The organism is Chitinophaga qingshengii, assembly GCF_014529935.1.
GTDB lineage: Bacteria > Bacteroidota > Bacteroidia > Chitinophagales > Chitinophagaceae > Chitinophaga > Chitinophaga qingshengii.
Genome location: NZ_JACVFC010000005.1, coordinates 157,744 through 178,029, shown reverse-complemented (window position 1 = coordinate 178,029; position 20,286 = coordinate 157,744). Strand labels below are relative to the sequence as shown.

At 47.4% G+C, this 20,286-nt stretch carries 14 protein-coding genes; 4 read left to right on the top strand and 10 right to left on the bottom strand.

All coding sequences use genetic code 11. The annotated features are described in order from the left end of the window. Positions 1-129 precede the first annotated feature (129 nt). From ICL07_RS27805 to ICL07_RS27765, 9 genes are all read right to left on the bottom strand, one after another. Positions 130-651, bottom strand: coding sequence for a hypothetical protein (locus ICL07_RS27805; protein WP_188091340.1), 522 nt, complete (start codon positions 649-651; stop codon positions 130-132). A 30-nt stretch (positions 652-681) separates the two neighbouring features. Beyond that, positions 682-2,880, bottom strand: coding sequence for a peptidase domain-containing ABC transporter (locus ICL07_RS27800; protein WP_188091339.1), 2,199 nt, complete (start codon positions 2,878-2,880; stop codon positions 682-684). Next, complete coding sequence (locus tag ICL07_RS27795; RefSeq protein WP_188091338.1) at positions 2,881-6,057, bottom strand: lantibiotic dehydratase; 3,177 nt, start codon at positions 6,055-6,057, stop codon at positions 2,881-2,883. Between the two features lie 33 nt (positions 6,058-6,090). Next, the gene (locus ICL07_RS27790) at positions 6,091-7,296 is read right to left on the bottom strand and encodes a lanthionine synthetase LanC family protein (RefSeq protein ID WP_188091337.1); all 1,206 of its coding nucleotides are present in this window, start codon (positions 7,294-7,296) and stop codon (positions 6,091-6,093) included. Positions 7,297-7,430: 134 nt separating this feature from the next. Beyond that, the gene (locus ICL07_RS27785) at positions 7,431-7,634 is read right to left on the bottom strand and encodes a class I lanthipeptide (protein WP_188091336.1); all 204 of its coding nucleotides are present in this window, start codon (positions 7,632-7,634) and stop codon (positions 7,431-7,433) included. 73 nt (positions 7,635-7,707) lie between these two features. Then, positions 7,708-7,887, bottom strand: a complete 180-nt coding sequence (locus ICL07_RS27780; RefSeq protein ID WP_188091335.1) for a class I lanthipeptide — start codon at positions 7,885-7,887, stop codon at positions 7,708-7,710. Positions 7,888-7,941: 54 nt separating this feature from the next. Continuing rightward, positions 7,942-8,136, bottom strand: coding sequence for a class I lanthipeptide (locus ICL07_RS27775; protein WP_188091334.1), 195 nt, complete (start codon positions 8,134-8,136; stop codon positions 7,942-7,944). A gap of 109 nt (positions 8,137-8,245) precedes the next feature. Further along, positions 8,246-8,437, bottom strand: coding sequence for a class I lanthipeptide (locus ICL07_RS27770; RefSeq protein WP_188091333.1), 192 nt, complete (start codon positions 8,435-8,437; stop codon positions 8,246-8,248). Positions 8,438-8,502: 65 nt separating this feature from the next. After that, complete coding sequence (locus tag ICL07_RS27765; protein WP_188091332.1) at positions 8,503-8,682, bottom strand: class I lanthipeptide; 180 nt, start codon at positions 8,680-8,682, stop codon at positions 8,503-8,505. 1,073 nt (positions 8,683-9,755) lie between these two features. On the opposite strand from ICL07_RS27765, the gene ICL07_RS27760 reads away from it, so the two are divergent. From ICL07_RS27760 to ICL07_RS27750, 3 genes are all read left to right on the top strand, one after another. After that, the gene (locus ICL07_RS27760) at positions 9,756-13,094 is read left to right on the top strand and encodes a SusC/RagA family TonB-linked outer membrane protein (protein ID WP_188091331.1); all 3,339 of its coding nucleotides are present in this window, start codon (positions 9,756-9,758) and stop codon (positions 13,092-13,094) included. An 11-nt stretch (positions 13,095-13,105) separates the two neighbouring features. Further along, positions 13,106-15,085, top strand: coding sequence for a SusD/RagB family nutrient-binding outer membrane lipoprotein (locus tag ICL07_RS27755; RefSeq protein ID WP_188091330.1), 1,980 nt, complete (start codon positions 13,106-13,108; stop codon positions 15,083-15,085). A 289-nt stretch (positions 15,086-15,374) separates the two neighbouring features. Continuing rightward, positions 15,375-18,002, top strand: coding sequence for a S9 family peptidase (locus ICL07_RS27750; protein WP_188091329.1), 2,628 nt, complete (start codon positions 15,375-15,377; stop codon positions 18,000-18,002). Positions 18,003-18,144: 142 nt separating this feature from the next. On the opposite strand, the gene ICL07_RS27745 is transcribed toward ICL07_RS27750, so the two are convergent. Next, the gene (locus ICL07_RS27745; RefSeq protein ID WP_188091328.1) at positions 18,145-19,134 is read right to left on the bottom strand and encodes an NAD-dependent epimerase/dehydratase family protein; all 990 of its coding nucleotides are present in this window, start codon (positions 19,132-19,134) and stop codon (positions 18,145-18,147) included. A gap of 257 nt (positions 19,135-19,391) precedes the next feature. On the opposite strand from ICL07_RS27745, the gene ICL07_RS27740 reads away from it, so the two are divergent. Further along, entirely contained in the window at positions 19,392-20,282 is an 891-nt protein-coding gene (locus ICL07_RS27740; protein WP_188091327.1) for an SDR family oxidoreductase, read from the top strand. Positions 20,283-20,286: the final 4 nt, after the last annotated feature.

The window sequence follows — 20,286 nt, the reverse complement described above, 5'->3', positions numbered from 1 at the left end:
TTTAAACCGCCACAAAGATGATAAACTTTAGGTGATCTCCCCAAATTTCAGGGGTTACATGACATCTACATCATTTCAAAAAAATGATCTACAAAAGATCTACAACAAGCAATAAAACAGCCATAGCAGCTATTCTCCTGACAAGGGCGCCAGCGCCCTGCCCAGTATCCGTTGCAGGAGACTTTTATCGTCTGTCATAATTTCAGCTGTTCCTGTCAGTACCGGTTGCCGGGGTATTTGTTTACCGGTGGTGGACAACATTCCCTGGGTAAGTTGTACTGTTACCCCAAAACTGCTGTCTGTTTCGGCGACGGCGCTGGTGGTAACAGTACCCCGCAGCAATCCGTAGGTATCCGGCGGATAGGCCGTAAGTTGCAGCATCACCGGCTGACCGGCCTTTACCCGCCACGCTTCCGCTGCCGGGATCCGGCCGCGTACCTCCGGGGACTGCGCCTGCATTGTTATCCTGACAGGCATCGGCAGCACATCGGGATAACGGAAAAACCAGGCCCCTGCCAGGCCAACCACCATTATCACCGCTATCATGGTAATACCACTGCGCACCATCCAGGGGGGCATCTTGCCCATGATCTCCTGCACCTCCTCGCTCCGTACTTCTGTGAGCGAAGCATGCAGCGGGCGTCCATTCATTCGTTTTACAGGTTTATTTTCCGGCATATGTTATCCTCCCAGTTCCAGTTGATTTTTTACCAGTTCAAAATAATTGCCTTTCCGGGCCGTCAGTGAAGCATGGTTGCCCGTTTCCACAATACGGCCTTTGTCCAGCACAATGATCTGATCCGCATGTTTAACGGTGCTGAGGCGGTGTGCGATCACCACCACCGTTTTACCCTGGAAGAACTGTTCCAGGTTGTCCATGATCACCCGTTCGTTGTTGGCATCCAGCGCACTGGTGGCCTCGTCGAAGAAAAGGTAATGCGGGTTTTTGTAGATGGCGCGGGCAATCTGTATACGTTGTTTCTGTCCCGCGCTGATACCACTGCCGGCATTGCCTATTTTGGTCTGATACCCCAGCGGCAGGTCTTCAATAAATCCGCGGATATTAGCCATTTCAGCGGCATGCACCAGCTTTTCGTTGTTGATGGTTTCATCGCTGATAGCGATATTTTTGGCAATGCTGCCGGAAAAGATAAAGCCATCCTGCATAACGTTGCCACATTGGCGGCGCCACCATCGTGGTGACAGCCGCCCCAGCGCCTGATCACCTACCCTTATCTCTCCGGTGGTAGGTTCATAGAACTGCAGCAACAATTTCATGAGCGTGGTTTTACCGCTACCGCTGGTACCTACAATGGCGGTTACTTTGCCTTCCGGCACCACGAGGTTGATATCCTGTAGTACATAAGGCGACCTGGCGCCTCCGTACTGAAACGATACGTTGTCCAGCACAATATCGCCGTTACCATCAGCTGAGGAGGAAGGAGGTATCACCAGTTCCCGTTTTTCTTCTTCAGGACGGTTGTGTATCTCTCCCAGCCTGTCCAGGCTCATTTTAGCATCCTGGGCCGACTGAATAAAAGTCAGCAGCTGGTCCAGCGGACTGTTCATCTGCCCGATGATATAACTGACAGACAACATCATCCCCAGGGTGAGATTTCCATTCATTACCTCCCGGGCGCTGATAAAAGAGATGAGGATATTTTTAAGCTGATTAAAAAATACCGATCCGATTTGCTGATACTGTCCCAGTGCCAGGCTTTTTACATTGATCCTGTATAAGCCGGCCTGCACATGTTCCCATTCCCAGCGCCGGGCGGTTTCGCAGTTATTCAGTTTAATTTCCTGCATGCCCGTGATCAGCTCAAAGAGAACATTCTCATTGTCGCTCATACGCTGAAAGCGGCGGTAGTCAAGCGCCTTACGCCGGCGCAGGAAAAAGAAGATCCAGGCAATAGCCGCCGTGCTGAACAGCACAAACACCAGTAATATCTTCAGACTGTAAACCGCGAGCACTACGGTAAATACCAGCAGGTTCACAAAAGAGAAGAGGGTGGATAAGGTAGTACCGGTCAGAAAATTCTGGATACGGGTATGATCGCCGATCCGCTGATGGATATCGCCGATCATTTTACTATCGAAAAAACGGATCGGTAATTTCATCAGTTTGATGAGGAAATCGGAGATGATGTTGATATTGATACGGCTGTTCATGTGCAACAGTATCCAGCTCCGGATCATTTCAATGGCCGTAGCGCCGGCGAACAGTACCAGCTGGGATATCAGCACCAGGTATACAAAATGGACATTGTGCCGGTTGATACCATAATCCACCAGGCTCTGTGTAAGAAAAGGCGTGATGAGCGACAGGATGCTGGCCAGTATCAGTCCCAGGAAAAGCTGCACCACATATTTGCGGTAGGGACGCAGGTAACTGAACAGGAAACGGAAACCGGTAGCGGCGCGTTCCGGCGCCTGTTGCCGGTGGAACTGTTCTCCCGGTTCCAGCATCAGTACTACACCATGATTTTGTTTTCCCTGCCAGCACCGGAGAAAGGTTTCTTTATCCACTTTTACCAGGCCATGTCCCGGATCGGCCACCAGTATTTTGTTTTTCTCGTTGTGGCGGTTATAGTCCTGCGGCGGCAGCACCACAAAGTGTTGCTGGTTCCAGTGTAGTATACAGGGCAGGTCTACGTTTTCATCCAGTTGCTCGAAAGTGATTTTGACGGCATTGGTGCGGAAACCTATTTTCTCCGCAGCTTCACTGATACCGAGCATGCTTACGCCTTCCCGGGTGATATTGGCCAGTTCGCGCAGGTAGTCGAGCGGATATTCGCGGCCATAGTGTTTGGCCACCATCCGCAGGCAGGTAGGCCCGCAGTCCATCGCGTCCAGTTGTCTGTAAGTAGTAAAAGCCATTTATTTCAGTGTTGCTTCCATCGCCAGTTGCGACAAATAATATTTCTCCAGGAAGTGATAGATCACCATTTCATGTTTGCGTTGTTTGGCCACGAATATCCTGTTCAGGAACATGTGGATATGGCTTGCCAGGATATCGAAATAACGCTGATCGTTTTGGTAATGCTCCCGGATCTGCTGCGCCAGCGGCGCGGTGATGGCAGATCGTTGACGGAACAGTTCCACCGCTTCTGCAATCTCGTTATTCACATCGTTTTCAGCGCGCAGGAAAGAGGCGATCTCCTGCTGATGTTTCCGGTATTTATCGTTGAGCGCCTTGTGTTGTACTTTGGCGCCGCCGAATTCGTTGGTAAACCCTTCCCGCAAAGCGGCCAGCAGTTGTTTACGCTCTGTCGGCGTCAGCCCAAAATCTTCCAGCAGCATATCCGTTCCCCGCAGGGCCATGCGCCAGCGGTAACTCTCCCCTTCCGCTCCTTCCAGCATGCTCACAATACCCAGTACCGCCATACTGTCGGCACTGAACAGCTGCTCGCTAAGGGGCATGGTGAAAGCGCCGTAACGTTCCAGCTCACGGATATAGGTATCGCATTGTATTTTGGACACCTGGCCATTGTTGACCAGCGGTTGCAATCCTGCCTGGATACGGTGCAGGATCTCGTTGTTATTACCGGGCTGGCGGCTGTTACGGAAACGTAAACGGATATGCGGCAACGGATCACCGTAGCGGAGGAAAAAGAATTCTTCAAACAGGCCATCTTCCTGCCATTGGGGCAAGTGCTCCGCAAACCAGGTAGCCAGCAGTTCTTCCGCTATGCGGAAGCCGCAATATACTTTTACGTATAGCCATTCACTGCCGGGCGCGAAGCTACGCAATGGCAAAGCGGCCGCAGTGGCTACAGGCGCAGCAGGACGTGGATTTTGCACTACTGCTTTTTCAACAGCGGGTTTTCCGGCAGCCGCTTTTTCAGGCACGGGCACACAACGCAAAGGCACTAGTACTTCGTTCGTATATACCTGGTTGTTGGTATCTCTTACGATGCCGGCATCTTCCGGCAGCAGGCATTCTTTCAGTTTTAAAGAAGTCGTTTTCTTTACATGTTCTATCAGCAGGCTAACGGCAGCCGGTGCGGTCAGGTCCAGCAGCAGCTCATTGTCGGCCTCGGAGAGCATTACCTTCGCCGGCATCTGTTGTTGTTCGCGGTACTGATCCAGGAAACGTTGATTCGCTTCGGCGTCATCGCCCAGGTGTTCCACATCTTTGGCCGTCAGCGTCCAGGAAGCCCTGGCGAGGATGATGTTTTTATACACCACGCGGGGCAGGCGTTTGCGGGAAGCAAATACACCCCAGTCCCAAGCCATAAATCCGGTAATGGACTGGTGTTGCAGGTCGCACAGGAACTTATAGACAGGCAGACTGTTAAAACCGTAGTTATGCGCGGAGCTTAAGCGGGGGATCACCCGTTTGTTGAGCCGCCGGCTTCTCAGCACCACTTCATTGTTACGAACAGATACACTGATATCGGCTATCGGTATCTGGTATTCCTCCGTTGTTCCGGCTACGCCTACATACGGAATTTCATAAGGGCGCAGTGTAGGACGTATCAGCACGTTGGCCGCGCGGGCTTCCGGGAAGTGCACCACTTCTGCCAGGATAACATCCGGGAAAGCAGCGGCTTCTTCGTCCAGCACCGCTTTCACTTTCTCCGTCAGTGCTGCGTCGCCGTTACAAAAACGGCCCAGCAGGTTAGCTGCAGAAGGGCCGCCCATAGAGCTCATGGCGAACCGGTAATCGCCTTTATCGGCGGCTTCAGCAGAAGCGGCGTGCAGGCTACCGAACAGGTAACAGCTGCGTGCCATGTTCACGGTTTCCGGATCGCCCAGTTTCTGCAGGTCTTCGTCGGTAATGGATACCTCCGGCAGGTTTTGTTGCAGGAACTGTTCGTATTTATCGAGGGCCAGTTGTTGTATGGGCGACCAGCTCACAGATTGAATCTGGGTTTCTGCGCCGCCACCGGCCACATCTTCCACGAAGGGGGCGTGTACAGTATTTTCGATAGCCGCGCCGTAGCCGATACCTGTTTCGCCGTCCAGTACCAGGTTAAGCGGTACTTCCTGCGATTCATACCGTTCCTGGAAACGGGTGATAAAGGAAGACATCTCCGACTGTCCTTTTGCGAAACCGTGGCAGAGCGACAACAGCCGGTGAATCTGTGATACAATATCATTCACCAGTGTTTCACTAAGCTGGCATCGTTGTGCAGTCTTAAACAGATCTATCTGCAGCAGGTCTTTGGGGATGCTGACGGGGAAAGCGTTTTCGCACTGTTGATGGATGGCCGACAGGCGTGAGCGTTCGTAGTCCTGTTTGTCAAACAATTGCTGAAGGGCCAGCAGCGCATCGCGGAAGGTACTGGCATCGGGGATGGATAAAAGGCGGTCTGTCAGGAATTGCAGGTTATCTTTTCCTGTAATCCGGGGCTCGGTATCTGCGATAAGCAGCTGGGATTCGATTAGTTCACGGACGAAACCGGAGGCTTCTTCTTCCGTTACGGAGGGGTCTTGCTCATGAATGATCTGCACGATTTGTGCGATGGTGAGGCCGGCGGCGGCTTCGCGGATAATAGCGGTCATAAATACCGAATCTTCCACAGCGGTGAGCAGGTATTTACGCCGGTTGTTGGTGATGGTATATTCCGCGTAGCGGTATTTATCACCGGTTTTATAAATACTGTTATTGGGGTAATAGCGCAGGGCTGTGCTGATACCTGGCTGCTGACTGATATGATAACAGATACGGGTATAGTAATCCATATCGAGCCGTACATACTGATAGGCGTCTTTCATATCATTGAGCTGCAGCTGTGTGTCTGTACCGACAGTACCGGTAGTACAGCCGGCGAAGAGGCCATAGGGCGTACTGCGGGAGCAGGCGCGTACCCAGTATTTATACAGCGATTTACGCAGTTTATCCGTTTTTTTCTTGTTGAAGGAAGCAGGATCACTGAGGAAACGTTCCAGCTCTTTGAGGAGTTCGCCGGAAGCGATACAGAGGGCGTACAGGAACAGCGGGTTCTTGTCGGCCAGCTCCTGCAGGCTATCCTGCAACACGTCACGATACCGGTTCACCGGGTATAGCGGGCTTCTTAATAGGAAAAATCCTGTGTGCGACAGGGCCATAATAATTCCTTTTGCAGATGATTAAAATATTTTTCAGGAGAGCAGGAAGCACTCGTCCCATGGCAATGGTTCGGGATGCAGTTGGGACAGCATAGACAATCCAACGCCGGCGCTGCCATCGAGCAGGTCCCAGGCATAGTCCCATTCCCGCTCGCTGCCGAGCCACATTTTGATACCGTGTTTACTGTGATCTTCAGGGAAAGAGATCGCATCTATAGCCCGTTGCTGCCAGTGGTTGGCACATTGCAGGAAGGCTTCATCTTTCGTTTCGAACCAGAACTTACGGTAAAAAGCGGCGATGCCACCGGAACCGTGGCAAAGACAGTTGTCCATGATACCGGCTGTTTCTTCGGTATCGCGGCGCATATTGTAACGCATGATATGCAGGGCTTCATTTTTCCAGTCTTCCTGTTCAAACACTTTACCACAATGCCATAACATCATAGCCACATTCAGATCGCCATAACACCAGGAGAGACGGCTGCCGGTAGATTTACCATCCAGGATAGCCGGATACAGGGCGGTGAGAGAGTCTTCAGTATAGGTATTTTTATTTTGCAGGATAAAAGGAATACTTTCCATGATCAGTTGCCGGCATAATGCAGTGGCGATGCCAGCCTGATAAATTTTGGCTACAATAATCAATAGGGAGCAGGATCCGTGCGCGAGGCTGAAGCTGTTCACGAAGATCCCTTCAGGTTTGTCGTGCGTGTAGAAGAAAGGCAGGCTTCTGCCTTGTTCCGTCATCACACTCTTATCCCAGAGTGCCTGTACAAATTGTGCCAGGTGAGCTACCACATCGGGGCGGTTGGTGAAACCCAGCAGGAAATTACACATACCGGAGCTACCATGCAGGAAATCGTAGTTCTGGTGTTCGAGGTGGAAACTACTTTGCATAATGGTGGCGGATACAAAATCGGTAGCCAGGTCCTGTATATCGAGGTCCAGGAATTCATGACGGCTCAGGTGGTCCAGCAGCCAGAATGGGCCGGTATGGCCATTACAGAAGGCGTAGTTATCTCCCATCTCAGGGGCATAGGCAGCATATAGTTCCTCCAGCAGGGCCGTGGCATTATCTGCCTGATCATCGGCATACTGTTCGTAATAAAACATGAACAACAGGGCGCCCCAGGGACCTTTAAACAGGCTGGTATTGTATTCGGCGGCGTACTTACGTTCCCGTAACAGGGGAACGATGTCGTGGTAGAGGTATCTTAACTGAGTGGCGATATTATTCATTTGGCGGCAGCATTTTAGATAAGGTGTACAACAGGGAAAGACGGGCTTTCCCTGTCGGGAATAAAACGGGAGACAGGGAGGTGCTCATGCAGTGCGGATTCCCTGGTCTTCCGGAGACCGATACCCTTTTACCATCAAGGTATCTGGCAACAGGGGCGTGTATTTCCCGGGCTGGTAGCTCTGCAGCTGGAGATAGCACGGGTATCTTCGGTGCAGATGATATTCCGGGTTTCAATAATACCGCCCACCAGCTGTTGCTGCTGGGATACGTTCAATGATGCGACAGTTTCTTTATTGAGCAGCAGTTTTTTGCCCAGGTCTATTTGTTTCTTTTTCATAAAAAATAATGGTAAATCGAGGATGCCCTCCCCTGTCTATAGCCATGGGGTGGATGTTCAGCTTTTTTACGGCTTAGTGGGTTCTTACACAGCCGGCAGGGCAGGTAACCTCATCTGTTTCTACACAGCAAGCGCTCCACCAGGTGATGGGTGCGCCACCGGCGAGTTTAGTCTGTTCCTGTTGGTTCAGGGTAACCAGCGTGTCTTTTTTGAGCAGCAGTTTTTTGCTCAGTTGGAGTGTTTTCTTTTTCATGATTGTGGAGGTTTTAACGGAGCAGAAAGGCTCCCGGTTTGGAATAAAACAGGTTTAAAGTGTACCAGGCTGACTGGTGCGCACACATCCATCAGGGCAGGTAACTTCCCTGGTATTAACGCAGCAGGCGCTCCACCAGGTGAGCGGAACTCCACCTGCGATTTGGTTTTGCTGTTGCACATTCAAGGCAGCTACTGCATCCTTTTTCAGTGACAGTTTTTTGCTGAGATCAATTTGCTTCTTTTTCATAAAAATGGATTACAGGAGGTAAAAGATTAACAGACTTGTTTTGAATAAGGAAATAGCATTCCCGGCCGTTATCACCAACAGCAGGAACCTTCTTCCGGATTCAAAAAAATTAGTTGCACATGTAGCACTGGTCCTGTCCTGGCATGTAAGTAATGCAGGTATCCACGATCGTTACCGGGCAACGGGGCGCCACCGTAACAGGAATACCGCCTACCATGGACTGTTGTTGCATGGTCAGGGACGAAACAGCAGATTTGTTCAGAATCAGTTTGTTCTTGAGGGAGACTTTTTTCTTTCTCATAACAGGGATGTTTACGGGTTAAAAGTGGGTTCTACAATTGTTGATGCCGGGCTAACAGTCATCCTTTACATACAAACCATTCCTGGTCTTGGATTTGATTCACAAGTCCATTGCGGATCATAGGTATCGCAATACTGTGAGTTAAATCCACCTTTTACTTCACCTTGTTGTTTACCGGTCAGGGCGGCTACCGGAGCTTTGGCAAGGGTCAGTTTTTTCGCCAACTCAATTTTTTTCTTTTTCATAACTATATCGTTTTCATTAAGACCTCCCCTGTCTTTAACCAAGCAGTAACGCCATGGGGCGGATTTTCAGCGTAAAGACCTATAAATGATGGGAACTATTGGCAGATTTAGATGTATGTAAGTTGAACATAGACATAGTAGTAACCGGCTATTTTGAGACTTTGATCTTTTGAAGATAAATAATTTATCAAGAAAAACAAATTTTCAGGAAGAAACTTTTGGGGAAGTTTTAAATAGCCCTGGCTGTATTTATCAACCCAGCGCAATTTCTGCATTAGCCAGCGCCTGGCAGCTAATCTCAAGGCCCCGCATGGCAACGCCCTCTTTACGGCTCCGGAAACGGTCCATCCCATCGGATGATTTTATTTTGATAAATTATAATTCTATATTCACTTTTCTATAAAAAAAATGTTAAAAAATTGTGCCGCTTGAAAAAGTTTATCTAGGTTTGAAAATATAAGAAGAAGAGTATTTAGAGCAAAGTGAGATATTTTTTTATTTAACAGCTAAAACGTTTAACTATATCATTTAGCCTATTTTGTCCAGAGCAGATCCGCCTACAACATTTTATTCCCAAACTTTAAATTCAACCAAGATCAATCAAAATTACAAGAGACTTCTTTTATCCATTTGAGCACTCAACTACTTAATAGCCAGATTTTTTTTATCAATCAACTTGTTATTAGCATGCGCGTCAAAATGTTATCATCATAAGATCGCCTCGATGATAAGCAATGTCCCGAACAGGGCCCCTTTTATTCCAGTTTAAGTTTTCCATGTTTTTGCGCAATGAGCTAGCGCAACAGGTGTTTCTTTTGCCCAAAAGCAGGAATCCAAATGAGTACTGAACGCGCAAAATAGTGTTCAGGTGAATCCATCATTTATAACCGCGAAAAAAGGACAGTGGCTTTGCAGTTTACGGCATTGAAACCATGCCGGAAAAAATATGAATGCCAGCTATCAATCAGCGCAGAATTCTATTTCAGTCGTTTTGTATTAAAAGCTAATGGATAATAATATTTCCATTCGTAATGCTATATCCAATCGGTTCTATTCAATTTTAAAATTAACAAATGATGCAGTCAACCAAAAGATGTCTTTTGCTTTTTATGCTCTTTTGCATAGGAAGCATATTTGCCTATGGGCAGGGGAAAATGACGGTTTCAGGTACCATCAAAGACGCCAACGGCGCCGGTCTTGAAGGTGCTACCGTGAGCGAAAAAGGTACATCCAATTGGGTACCGACCAGCAAGGGAGGTGTCTTCACCATCCATGTAAAACCAGATGCAAGACTGGTTGTTTCTTATGTTGGGTTTGTAACCCAGGAATTGGCCGCCACATCTTCTATGCAGATAACGCTGGCAGCTAATGTCCGAACGACAGAAGAAGTAGTTGTTACGGCTTTGGGTATCAAGAAACAAGCGAAGGCATTAGGCTATGCGGTGTCTAAAATTGATGCCGACCGGATTATGGCCAGCGGTACACCGTCCAATCCTTTACAGGCGCTCTATGGAGCCGCACCTGGCGTGCAGGTGGGAGCTACAGCAGCTGGTCCTACTGCCGGGATGAAAATCAATATTCGTAATGCAGTATCTTTCGACGAAAATTCCACCACACGTCCGCTGATTGTTGTAGATGGCGTTCCCATCCACGACAAGAATACGCAAATGGGCTATGGCGCTACGGATCGTGATAACGGAACAGGTATTAACGATATCAACCCTGACGACATTGCCTCTATGGAAATTTTGAAAGGAGCTAAGGCATCAGTGTTGTATGGTAGCGAAGGCGCCAACGGTGTGCTGTTGATTACTACCAAAAGTGGTGTTAAAGGAAGAGGACTGGGAGTGGCGGCATCTTTTACCACTTCATGGGACCGCGCGGCTTTCCTGCCTAAATTGCAAAATGAATATGGAACAGGTTCCAGCCCCAGCAACTCCAGGAACGACGCTCAGGGATATTATCTTGACGCGAATGGAAAAAGAGCACTGGCAACTACCTTGGGCGATGGCTTTGGTGCACAGGCGTTTGGACCAAAATTCGACCCAAGCGTAAAGCTGTTGTGGTGGGATGGTGTAGAAAGACCATGGGTAGCACAAACTAAAAATATCTATAATGATCTTTACCAAACAGGGCATCAAAACACTACCAATGTGGCTTTAAGTGGTGGCAATGATCAGGGACAGATCCGTTTTTCATACACCAATACCAATATGACTCCTATCAGGCCAGGGTCAAGGTTTGATAAAAATACATTTAGCCTTAACGCATCCTACAAGTTAAACAATAACATCACACTTAAATATACCGGTAACTTTTTTATTTCCAAAAACCAGAATGCTGCCAATCTGAGTACAATGAACGGAGAAGGTCAGCAAGCTGAGATTGGAGCATTTAGTGCCGATATCAATGTAGGTTTGTTAAAATCACATTTGCTGACACCTGATGGATATAATTACTTTGCCAACCCAAGCCTGAGAAACTTAATCTCCAATGGGCGGAAGGGAGTAGTAGGTTTTCTCTGGGATCAGCTCGAGAATCAGTCTATCTTTACAAGATTGCATAATATACAATCTTTATCTGCCGATATAAAACTCACCAAAATATTCAGTGCCACATTAATGGGTGGCATGGATTACAGCACGGAAAGGAATGAGTATAAAGGTAAATTATTGGATCCCCAGTTATTAGGGCCTAATAGTGGTTTCATGTACAGCGATGTAACGAATTCCTATAAGACTACCTACGGACAGGGTATGTTGAACTTCGATACCAAAATAAATGCTGATTTCGATTTATCCGGCTTTGTGGGCGGTGTCATCAGAAAGAATTACACAGAAGGGAAAGGTGCCTCTGTGAATGGTTATGGACAGCTCGTGATCCCCAATTATTTTTCATTTAATAACCTGCCATTAGGAGTACAACCCCAGTACCAGTTTACAAACGGACAGGATTTGTTATACAGTTTAATTGGATCGGCACAGCTGGCGTGGAGAAACCAGGTGTACATCGAAGCTCAGGGAAGACAAGACTGGTCCTCTATTTTGCCTCCGGGGTATAATTATTATTTCTATCCTGGTATAAGTGCAGCTTGGATCTTAAGCGAAAGCTTTAAATTGCCGGCGGTGTTTAATTATGCCAAAGTAAGGGCATCATGGGCCGATGTGGGTCGTCCGGGTCCCCGTTATTTCAGCAACGTGAACTATTCTACCTCTCAAACCGGCGGTGCCTATGTGCTTACTCCTCCATCTGATCTTCCTCCAATGGATGCCAACGGTCGGCCCAATTTAAAACCTGAACGTAAACGTGAATTCGAAGTAGGTTTTGAAACTTACCTGCTCGAAAACAAAAGAATTGGTATTGACTTCTCTTATTACAAATCAAATATCTACGACCAGATCATGGCTGTAGCTGCACTTCCGGGGACGGGCGTTAAAAATGTTCGTATGAACGCAGGTAACGTTATGAACAAAGGATGGGAGCTGGCTATTAAAACGAAACCGGTTTTAACGAAAGACTTTGAGTGGGATGTGAATCTGATGTTTGCACATGGTAAGACCTTTGTTGATAAACTGGATGGCAAACTGCAATCGCTCACATTGTGGACTGCATTTGGCGCAGTGAATACCGTGGCTAATGTTGGCCAGGAATATGGTCAGCTTTACCTGACCAAGTCGACCTACACCTACAATAATCCAGATAATCCAGGTGATCCAAACAACGGAAAAAAAGTAGTGAATGCTGCCGGATCAGCTTATGACTATAAGAGTACGGCAAAGTTGATTGGCAAAACAGTTCCTGATATAACGGGAGGCTTTTTCACTTCTTTTGCCTACAAAAATGTGCGCCTTATTGCAAATATAGACTATCAGTTTGGGGCTACTTTCCTGTCTGGCTCAGAAACTTATATGATGGCTGCCGGTGCATTGAAAGAAACATTAAAATATAGAGATGAGGCGCATGGCGGAGTTGCCTATTATTTAGACGCAAATTCCAGGAAAGTAGCAGGTACAAACCCCAATGGAGGTCCAACCTTCCATGACGGTGTAATATTGGACGGTGTTGATACTGATGGTAAGCCAAACACAAAAGTGGTGTCTGCTGATAACTATTACTACGATTCTTATTTTTCCAATGGCTTCTTTCCTGAAGACAGGATCTTTAAAAGTGATTACGTAGCACTGCGCAACGTAGCTATCGACTATACTTTGAGCGCAAATATCGCTCACAAGGTGCGTATGAGTAACCTGGTGATATCAGTTTTTGCCAATAATGTGGGTTACCTCTACAAAGCTGCTCCGAATTCAATACCTGAATCAACTAACGGAACAGGCTGGGGCGTAGGTTCCTATGGAACAACTGCATTACCCGCTCAACGTTCAATAGGTATTTCTATCAAAACTAAATTCTAAAAACAACTAAGATGAAATACATCAAATTAAAATCATTTTTCGTACTTACGTTGTTACTGTCTTCTGTAGCATGTAAGAAGAAGCTGGAGGAATTATACCAGAATCCTGATGGATATTCGAAGGACATGGCTGATAAGTCAGGGGTAAGTGTTATCTCCGGATTTTTCACCTCTCAGCTCACCCAGGGATTCTTCCTGAGTGGCGATTATGGTTCGGTTTACCACCAGGTGAGAAGTGGAGAGAGGGTTATGGCAAATGCCATCCAGGTTTATAACACCACTACTGAAGGAGCTCCTTACGCGCTCAAAGATGTTGAACATGACTGGGGTACAGGCGGTTTTAACGAATCTGTTTTCAACTTTGTTAATACGCAATGGATTACGCCCATACTCTGGGCGCAACGTGAATACAATAACACACCACAAGCTAAGCGAACCAATTTAGATAGCCTGTATATCACCTTAATGCATGTTTTAAAAGGTTATGCTTACCAGAGAGCAACCGACATGTACGATAAGGTGCCGTACATAGAAACAGGATCGGCAGGCGGACTTGATGGTATTAAAGCAAAATACCTGGGCCAAGCGGATATCTACCCGAAAATAATCAGTGATTTTAAAGCTGCCGACGACGCATTGTCAACGATAACGCTGACTCCTACCCAACAGGCCGCCTTCAACCAACAGGATATCCTTTTTGGAGGAAGTATCCTGAAATGGCGTAAGTATGTTAATTCATTAAGATTGCGTTGTGCCATGAATGTAAGCGAGGTTACCCCTGTGCTCACCCGGCAGGTCCTTTCCGAGTTACAGGGCAAGCCTTTATTGACCGACTATAACGACGTGGCTGGTATAGCCGACATAGCAGTCATTGCGCTGAATCGTATTTGTAATGAATTAGGTATTACACGTGCTTTCAGGGAAAGAGGGGATGATTGCCGTGCAGGGAAGAAATTCCTGCAGGACGTGATGTATTGTCAGCCAACCATCGCCAGTAAAGTGATAAACGGACAAACTTTATCTTATTTCAGCGGTGATAATTCCGCAACAGGTTTATTGAATGGTACTGTTGACCCACGTGTCGCTTATATCTTCGCCCCGGACTGGAGTGGAAGATACCTGGGAGTTGATGCAAAATGGGATGGCAATAAGGATCCAAATAGTTATTTAAATCAGGTTCTGCGTGGCTTATACATCAACGATCCTATCCTTACTGATATTTCAAAAACAACCTTTTATTATGGCGTAAATAAGTCAATTCAATTGGATGCAGCGTCAAAAGCAGACCTGAGTAAACGGGAATCATTCCTGTTAAATGCACTTCGCAGCGCCGTTGCAAATGGTGATGACCATGATGGGAACATCGGTACAGCAAACAACCTCGTTGCGGAGTATAACATTCGCCCGCAATTCAACTTTGCGCTGAAATATCCAACCATCCATGCGGTTGAAACCGAGCTTTCACTGGCAGAAGCAGCAGTAAGAGGTTTCGGTCAACTGAATGGTGCCGCCCGCGATCACTATAAGAATGCCATTATCTTATCCTGCAAATATTGGTATGAACTGAATAACTCAAATCAATATTCCAAGACAACGTTGCCGGCCATGCCAACAACTATGGATGATTCAAGAATCAATGCCAAGCCAGCAATGGAATATAATGCAAGCGTTTATGCAGAGAATGCAGCGCAGAAATTTGATGCCATGTCGAGTACGCAGCAGGTTCAGGCAATTTTCAACCAGCTTCAACTGCATTACAATATGTTGAACTTTGAAGTGCCTTACACCACTGCCCGAAGGTTAATTAAATACCTGGGCACCAATCCGGCTTCCATGTATGAAATATTCAAGTGGAAGGAAAGAATGACATATCCAAGTAGCGTTCAAGCTGCCGATCCGGAAGGCTGGTCCATTATCAGCCCCTCTAACAACCCGGATCTTCCTGTATGGTTTACCGGCCGTACAATCAAATGGAAGAATACATTGGAATAGGGATGAATGTCTAAAAAAGAGGAGAGTATAACACCCCCCGGCAGGCTGCGGGGGGGCATAACACTGTAAACACTCCCAATAAGGTCGCTGTAGTGTGACTTTATTGGGAGTGTTTTTATTAGCCCGCACCAGGGCATTACCGCCATTAAACCGCAGCCATTGCGGTTTTGGTTGCTACTTTAACCACTATCACACAAATGAAATTTCTATTATTGTGATAAAGATTACCTGCGCCAAATAAAAAAAGATTAGCAATAGTAACTACCAGACACCCCCTCAAACCCTGGCCATGAAAAAACACCTTGCCCTCTTTTTTATCCTGTTGCCACTTACTGTCCACGCACAAAAGCGCACTCTCGACACTTCCGACTTCAATAAATGGAGCATGGCCATCAACCCGAAAATCAGCAATAACGGGAAATATGCCACTTTCTATATCTACAATCAACCTCCCGGACAAGCCACTCAAGTAATACAGGCATTGGAACAACCCTGGAAAAAAGAATTGATCGCGTTTCAGCAAATCTCCTTTTCGGCTGACAGCAAACTGGCGTTCTGCAAACTCATGAACAATAGCCTGCGGCTCCTTACCCTGGGTACTTCAACGGAAGAAATTATCCCTGAAGTTAAAAAACACAGCACCTTCCTGCAGGGCGACAGCGAATGGCTGGCCTTCCTGAAAACAGACAGTACCCTGGAACTGCGTAACCTGTCATCCGGTGCCATACGCAGCTATCCTAACGTAATCGACTATATTAACAGCGGCAACGGACGTTTCCTTTTCCTCAAATGCAAAACAGACAGCAACACCTATCTCATTAAAAACATAGACCTGTCCGGACAAACAACATTGAACATCTACGCCGGCGACGAGCCCTTTAACCTGGTAACCGACGCCAAAGGTAACCAGTGCATTTTCATCACCCTTAACAAAGAACAAACACGTACACTTTGGTACTATCACCGGGAACAGACCAGCCAGGCCATCGTAGCTTCCCCACACCTGCAACTCAATGAAGGCATGACTTTCAGCAACTTCGACCGGTTCAGCGCCGATGGCACTTTTATCTTCTGTACCTTAACAGAAAAAAAGCCGGCCACCACAGCAGCCAACCCCGCCCGGCTACAGCTCCACACCTTCCTCGATCCCAAACTCAGCAACAACCCCGACCCACTCCGCTGCCAGGCGATATGGTATCTGCGCAACAATACCCTGCTGCAAATACAGGACAAAGATGAATCACCGTTTTATATGGCTGCCTTCTACCCCGGCGCCTATAACCCCGACGGCACCTGGCAACTATTGGATAAAACAATCGCCCACAGAGGCGAATGGAACTGGAACGAAAAAGCATTGCCTGCCCGCATCCTGGTTAACCTGACCACCGGTACCAAAGAAACCATCACCGCACCGGGTGATCGTAACAGCGGCTCCTATGTATTGTCTCCCAACGGAAAATGGATCATTTACTACGATGCAGCGCAACAAAGTTATTTCAGCTATCAAACGGCTACGCGTACACGAAAAAACATCACGGCAGGCATCCCTGCCACCTGGACTACTTACGACAACGATGACATTCCTTTTGCCCCCTATCTCAACTTTCCTCCCGGCGGATTCAGCGATGATGAAACAATTCTTTACCTGTACGATCAGTACGATATTTTTCAAATAGATCTCACCGGAAAAACCGCCCCCATTAACCTTACCGGCGGTTATGGCAAAGACCATCATATTGTTTTCCGCTTCGCTTTTCCGCCTGGCAGCCGGCCAGGCCAACCTATTTTACTCAATGCCTTTAACCGCGATACCAAAGAAGATGGATTTTTTGAAGTCCGCCAAAGCAAGCCGGAAAGCCTGCGCCAGCTTAGTATGCAGCCTGCCGCCATTACCGGACCGGAAGAAAGTAAATACTTCATGCGCACGCCTCCGGTAAAAGCCAGAGACGCGGACGTATACCTGGTGCAAAAAATGGATGCCGCCAGCGCGCCCAATATCTATGTCACCAGGGATTTTATCCGGTTTGATGCCATCAGCGACATACACCCCGAACGGCGTGTCAATTGGTTCACCACCGAACTAATCAACTTTCAAACAGCAGATGGTAAAGCCGCACAGGGCATCCTGTATAAACCGGAGAACTTCGACCCGCGGAAAAAGTATCCTGTTATTTTTTATTATTATGAGAAGATCAGCGAGTGCCTGCATCTGTACATACGGCCGGAACCCAGTATGGGACCAATGAATATCCCCTACTTTGTCAGCAACGGCTTTCTTGTTTTTACCCCTGATATTCATTTTGACATCGGTTATCCGGGGCGTAGTTCCCTGCGTACCGTCATGGGAGCCGCCAACAAACTCGTACAGTTGCCTTATGTGGATTCCACCCGCATGGGTCTGCAGGGGCATAGCTTCGGCGGCTTCCAGACCAACTACATCATTACCCATACCAACCGCTTTGCCGCCGCCTGCTCCGCTGCCGGTTTCACCGACTTTGTCAGCGCCTATGGTGCTATTATCGGCTCAGGATACTCCCGGCAAGGACAATACGAACTATACCGCGATCGTATCGGCGCGTCCTTATGGGAGCGGCCCGATCTCTACCTTGAAAATTCCCCGGTACTTAACATCGATAAAGTACAAACGCCTTTATTGCTCATGCATAATATGGAAGACCGTGATGTGCCCGTTGGGCAGGGGATAGAATTTTTCACCGGACTGCGACGGATGGGTAAGGTGGTGTATTTCCTGCAATATGAAGGACAAGGTCACAGTATCTTCGATCAGGCTGCCCTGGATTTCAGCACGCGCATGCTGGAATTTTTCAACTACTATCTCAAGCGGGGGCCGCTGCCGGACTGGATGACTGACAAGCAGGCGACCATCCTGCACGCAGAGGGTATAAAGAAAAAATAAGAATGCAAAGAACCGAAGATCGAAATTCCAACTTCGTTCCTTTGCGTTCTTAATAAATAACGTGTTATGCTATTAAAAAGATAAACCCGGACCTGAATGCCTTGAGTCAGCCGCTATGGCAGCAAACATTTGTTAGCAGTTTCTATATATCGAGCACAGGATATGGCCCTTCCGTAAAGGTCTCCTCATGATAACCCTTTATTCCTATGTCAAGCGATAACTGACTGCGAAAGTCTTTGTCTGCCGCAATACAATTCAAAATGTAGCCGAAGTCATATTTAGGCTTCCAGCCTAATTCCTGTCTTGCTTTTGCGTTTACATAAACACGGTCAATTTGTGGAAGCATTTTCCAGCCCTTACGTTTGAATATATCTTTAAATTCAGGAAATAACTTCTCAACTACAGCATTAGCATTCGTGTGGAGATCCATTAAATGATGTTGCTCAAATGGTGAAGTTGCACTAATAATATATTTGCCAAAACCAATTTCCTGTACTTTATCAACCGCTAGTAAGTGAGCCGTTACAACATCCTCAATGTCCACCCTGCGATATAGATACTCAATTGCTTTAATGTTCAAATCGTCATACTTATCTCGTACTGCTTTTTTATCATCTTCTTCAGGAAAAAAACGTGATGTTTTTAAAACCAAACAAGGCAACTTATGATTGCGATAAAACAATTGACAGAGGTCTTCTGCTGCATTTTTGGTAACGCCGTAAATATTCTTTGGAATGTCAATCGTTTTTTCAGTTATCCAAATTGCCGGTTCACCTGGCTTTGGTGTCAGCATATCGCCAAATGTACTTGTTGTACTTGTGTAAATAAACCCTTTTATGTTTTGCTCCCGGGCTTCTTCTAACAAAGTCAATGTTCCTGTAATGTTGGTATCCACAAAATCCTGATTTGAATGTGTTCCAACGTGCGGTTTATGAAGCGTTGCCGTGTGAATAATAAAGTCCACTTTTTTTACCAGGCTGCTTACCAATTCTTTGTCAGTAATTGAACCAACATGCGTAGTGAATGCTGATGGATTTATGTCAAGCCCGATGTAATCTTCATTGTTTGACTTTAATAGCCTGGCAATTGCTTCCCCTAAATGTCCGCTTGTTCCAGTGATAAGTATTTTCATGCCGTGAGTTTAAATTGCTGCTACCGGACTGCAGCTTTTAGACAGGGAGGAAATTTGAAATACTTTCCTGTCTGCCGAAACCGAAAGCCACTACGAAGATAAAACTTTCAAATTATTCCGTCTGACCCGCTTGCATTTAAATCCCTTCAGTTGACCGACTTTTATCTGTTTACCCTGTTTGGGCTAAACCAAACGCTGATTTGGATAAATACGGGTGAAGACTAATGCGGACTTTTGTATCAGCAAAAAAATACAATATGCGCGTTTTCGTTACAGGGGCTACCGGCTTCGTCGGTACCGCCATCGTAGAAGAATTATTAAATGCAGGTCACCAGGTACTGGGATTAGCACGCTCCGAAGCCTCGGCCCAAAAGCTGGCCGATGCAGGGGCTGATGTTCACCGGGGCGACCTGGAGGATCTCGACAGCCTGCACAGCGGCGCTGAAAAGGCAGATGGCGTCATTCATGCCGGTTTCATTCATGACTTCACCCGCTTTCCGGAAGTTTGCCGGGTAGACAAAGCAGCTATTGAAACCATCGGCAATGTACTTGCAGGTTCCGATCGCCCGTTTATTGTCACTTCGGGCACTGCTTTGGTAAGTCCAGGCCAACCGGCCACCGAAGATATCATTCCCGCGTTTAACCCCGCCTGGCCGCGCGTTTCCGAACAAACTGCCGATACAGTCGCCGCTCTGGGTGTTCGTGCGGCATCTGTTCGCTTATCACCATCTGTGCATGGCTACGGCGACAAGCACGGGTTTATTCCCATACTCGTAAATATCGCCAGGGAAAAAGGTGTTTCAGGCTATATCGGTGAGGGGCTCAACCGCTGGAATGCAGTGCACCGCCTGGATGCGGCTCTGCTTTTCCGGCTGGCACTGGAAAATGCGGCTCCTGCGGCCCGGTATCATGCTGCAGCTGAAGAAGCCGTCACTGTAAAGTCGATAGCCGAAGCAATAGGCAAACAGTTGAACCTGCCGGTAATATCCATTGCACCCGAAGCTGCGGCAGCGCATTTTGGCTGGTTTGCGCAAATGGCTGCTATTGACTGTCCCGCATCCAGCCAGTGGACACAGGTACACTTAAACTGGCGGCCAAGCCATGCTTCCCTGTTGGAGGACATCGAAAAAGGCGTTTACATTAAATAAGCAA

Coding starts and splice junctions, on each gene's coding strand:
- ICL07_RS27755 (WP_188091330.1), top strand. CDS start 13,106: ATGAAATACATCAAATTAAAATCATTTTTCGTACTTACGTTGTTACTG.
- ICL07_RS27750 (WP_188091329.1), top strand. CDS start 15,375: ATGAAAAAACACCTTGCCCTCTTTTTTATCCTGTTGCCACTTACTGTC.
- ICL07_RS27800 (WP_188091339.1), bottom strand. CDS start 2,880: ATGGCTTTTACTACTTACAGACAACTGGACGCGATGGACTGCGGGCCT.
- ICL07_RS27790 (WP_188091337.1), bottom strand. CDS start 7,296: ATGAATAATATCGCCACTCAGTTAAGATACCTCTACCACGACATCGTT.
- ICL07_RS27795 (WP_188091338.1), bottom strand. CDS start 6,057: ATGGCCCTGTCGCACACAGGATTTTTCCTATTAAGAAGCCCGCTATAC.
- ICL07_RS27805 (WP_188091340.1), bottom strand. CDS start 651: ATGAATGGACGCCCGCTGCATGCTTCGCTCACAGAAGTACGGAGCGAG.
- ICL07_RS27775 (WP_188091334.1), bottom strand. CDS start 8,136: ATGAAAAAGAAGCAAATTGATCTCAGCAAAAAACTGTCACTGAAAAAG.
- ICL07_RS27740 (WP_188091327.1), top strand. CDS start 19,392: ATGCGCGTTTTCGTTACAGGGGCTACCGGCTTCGTCGGTACCGCCATC.
- ICL07_RS27765 (WP_188091332.1), bottom strand. CDS start 8,682: ATGAAAAAGAAAAAAATTGAGTTGGCGAAAAAACTGACCCTTGCCAAA.
- ICL07_RS27785 (WP_188091336.1), bottom strand. CDS start 7,634: ATGAAAAAGAAACAAATAGACCTGGGCAAAAAACTGCTGCTCAATAAA.
- ICL07_RS27745 (WP_188091328.1), bottom strand. CDS start 19,134: ATGAAAATACTTATCACTGGAACAAGCGGACATTTAGGGGAAGCAATT.
- ICL07_RS27770 (WP_188091333.1), bottom strand. CDS start 8,437: ATGAGAAAGAAAAAAGTCTCCCTCAAGAACAAACTGATTCTGAACAAA.
- ICL07_RS27760 (WP_188091331.1), top strand. CDS start 9,756: ATGATGCAGTCAACCAAAAGATGTCTTTTGCTTTTTATGCTCTTTTGC.
- ICL07_RS27780 (WP_188091335.1), bottom strand. CDS start 7,887: ATGAAAAAGAAAACACTCCAACTGAGCAAAAAACTGCTGCTCAAAAAA.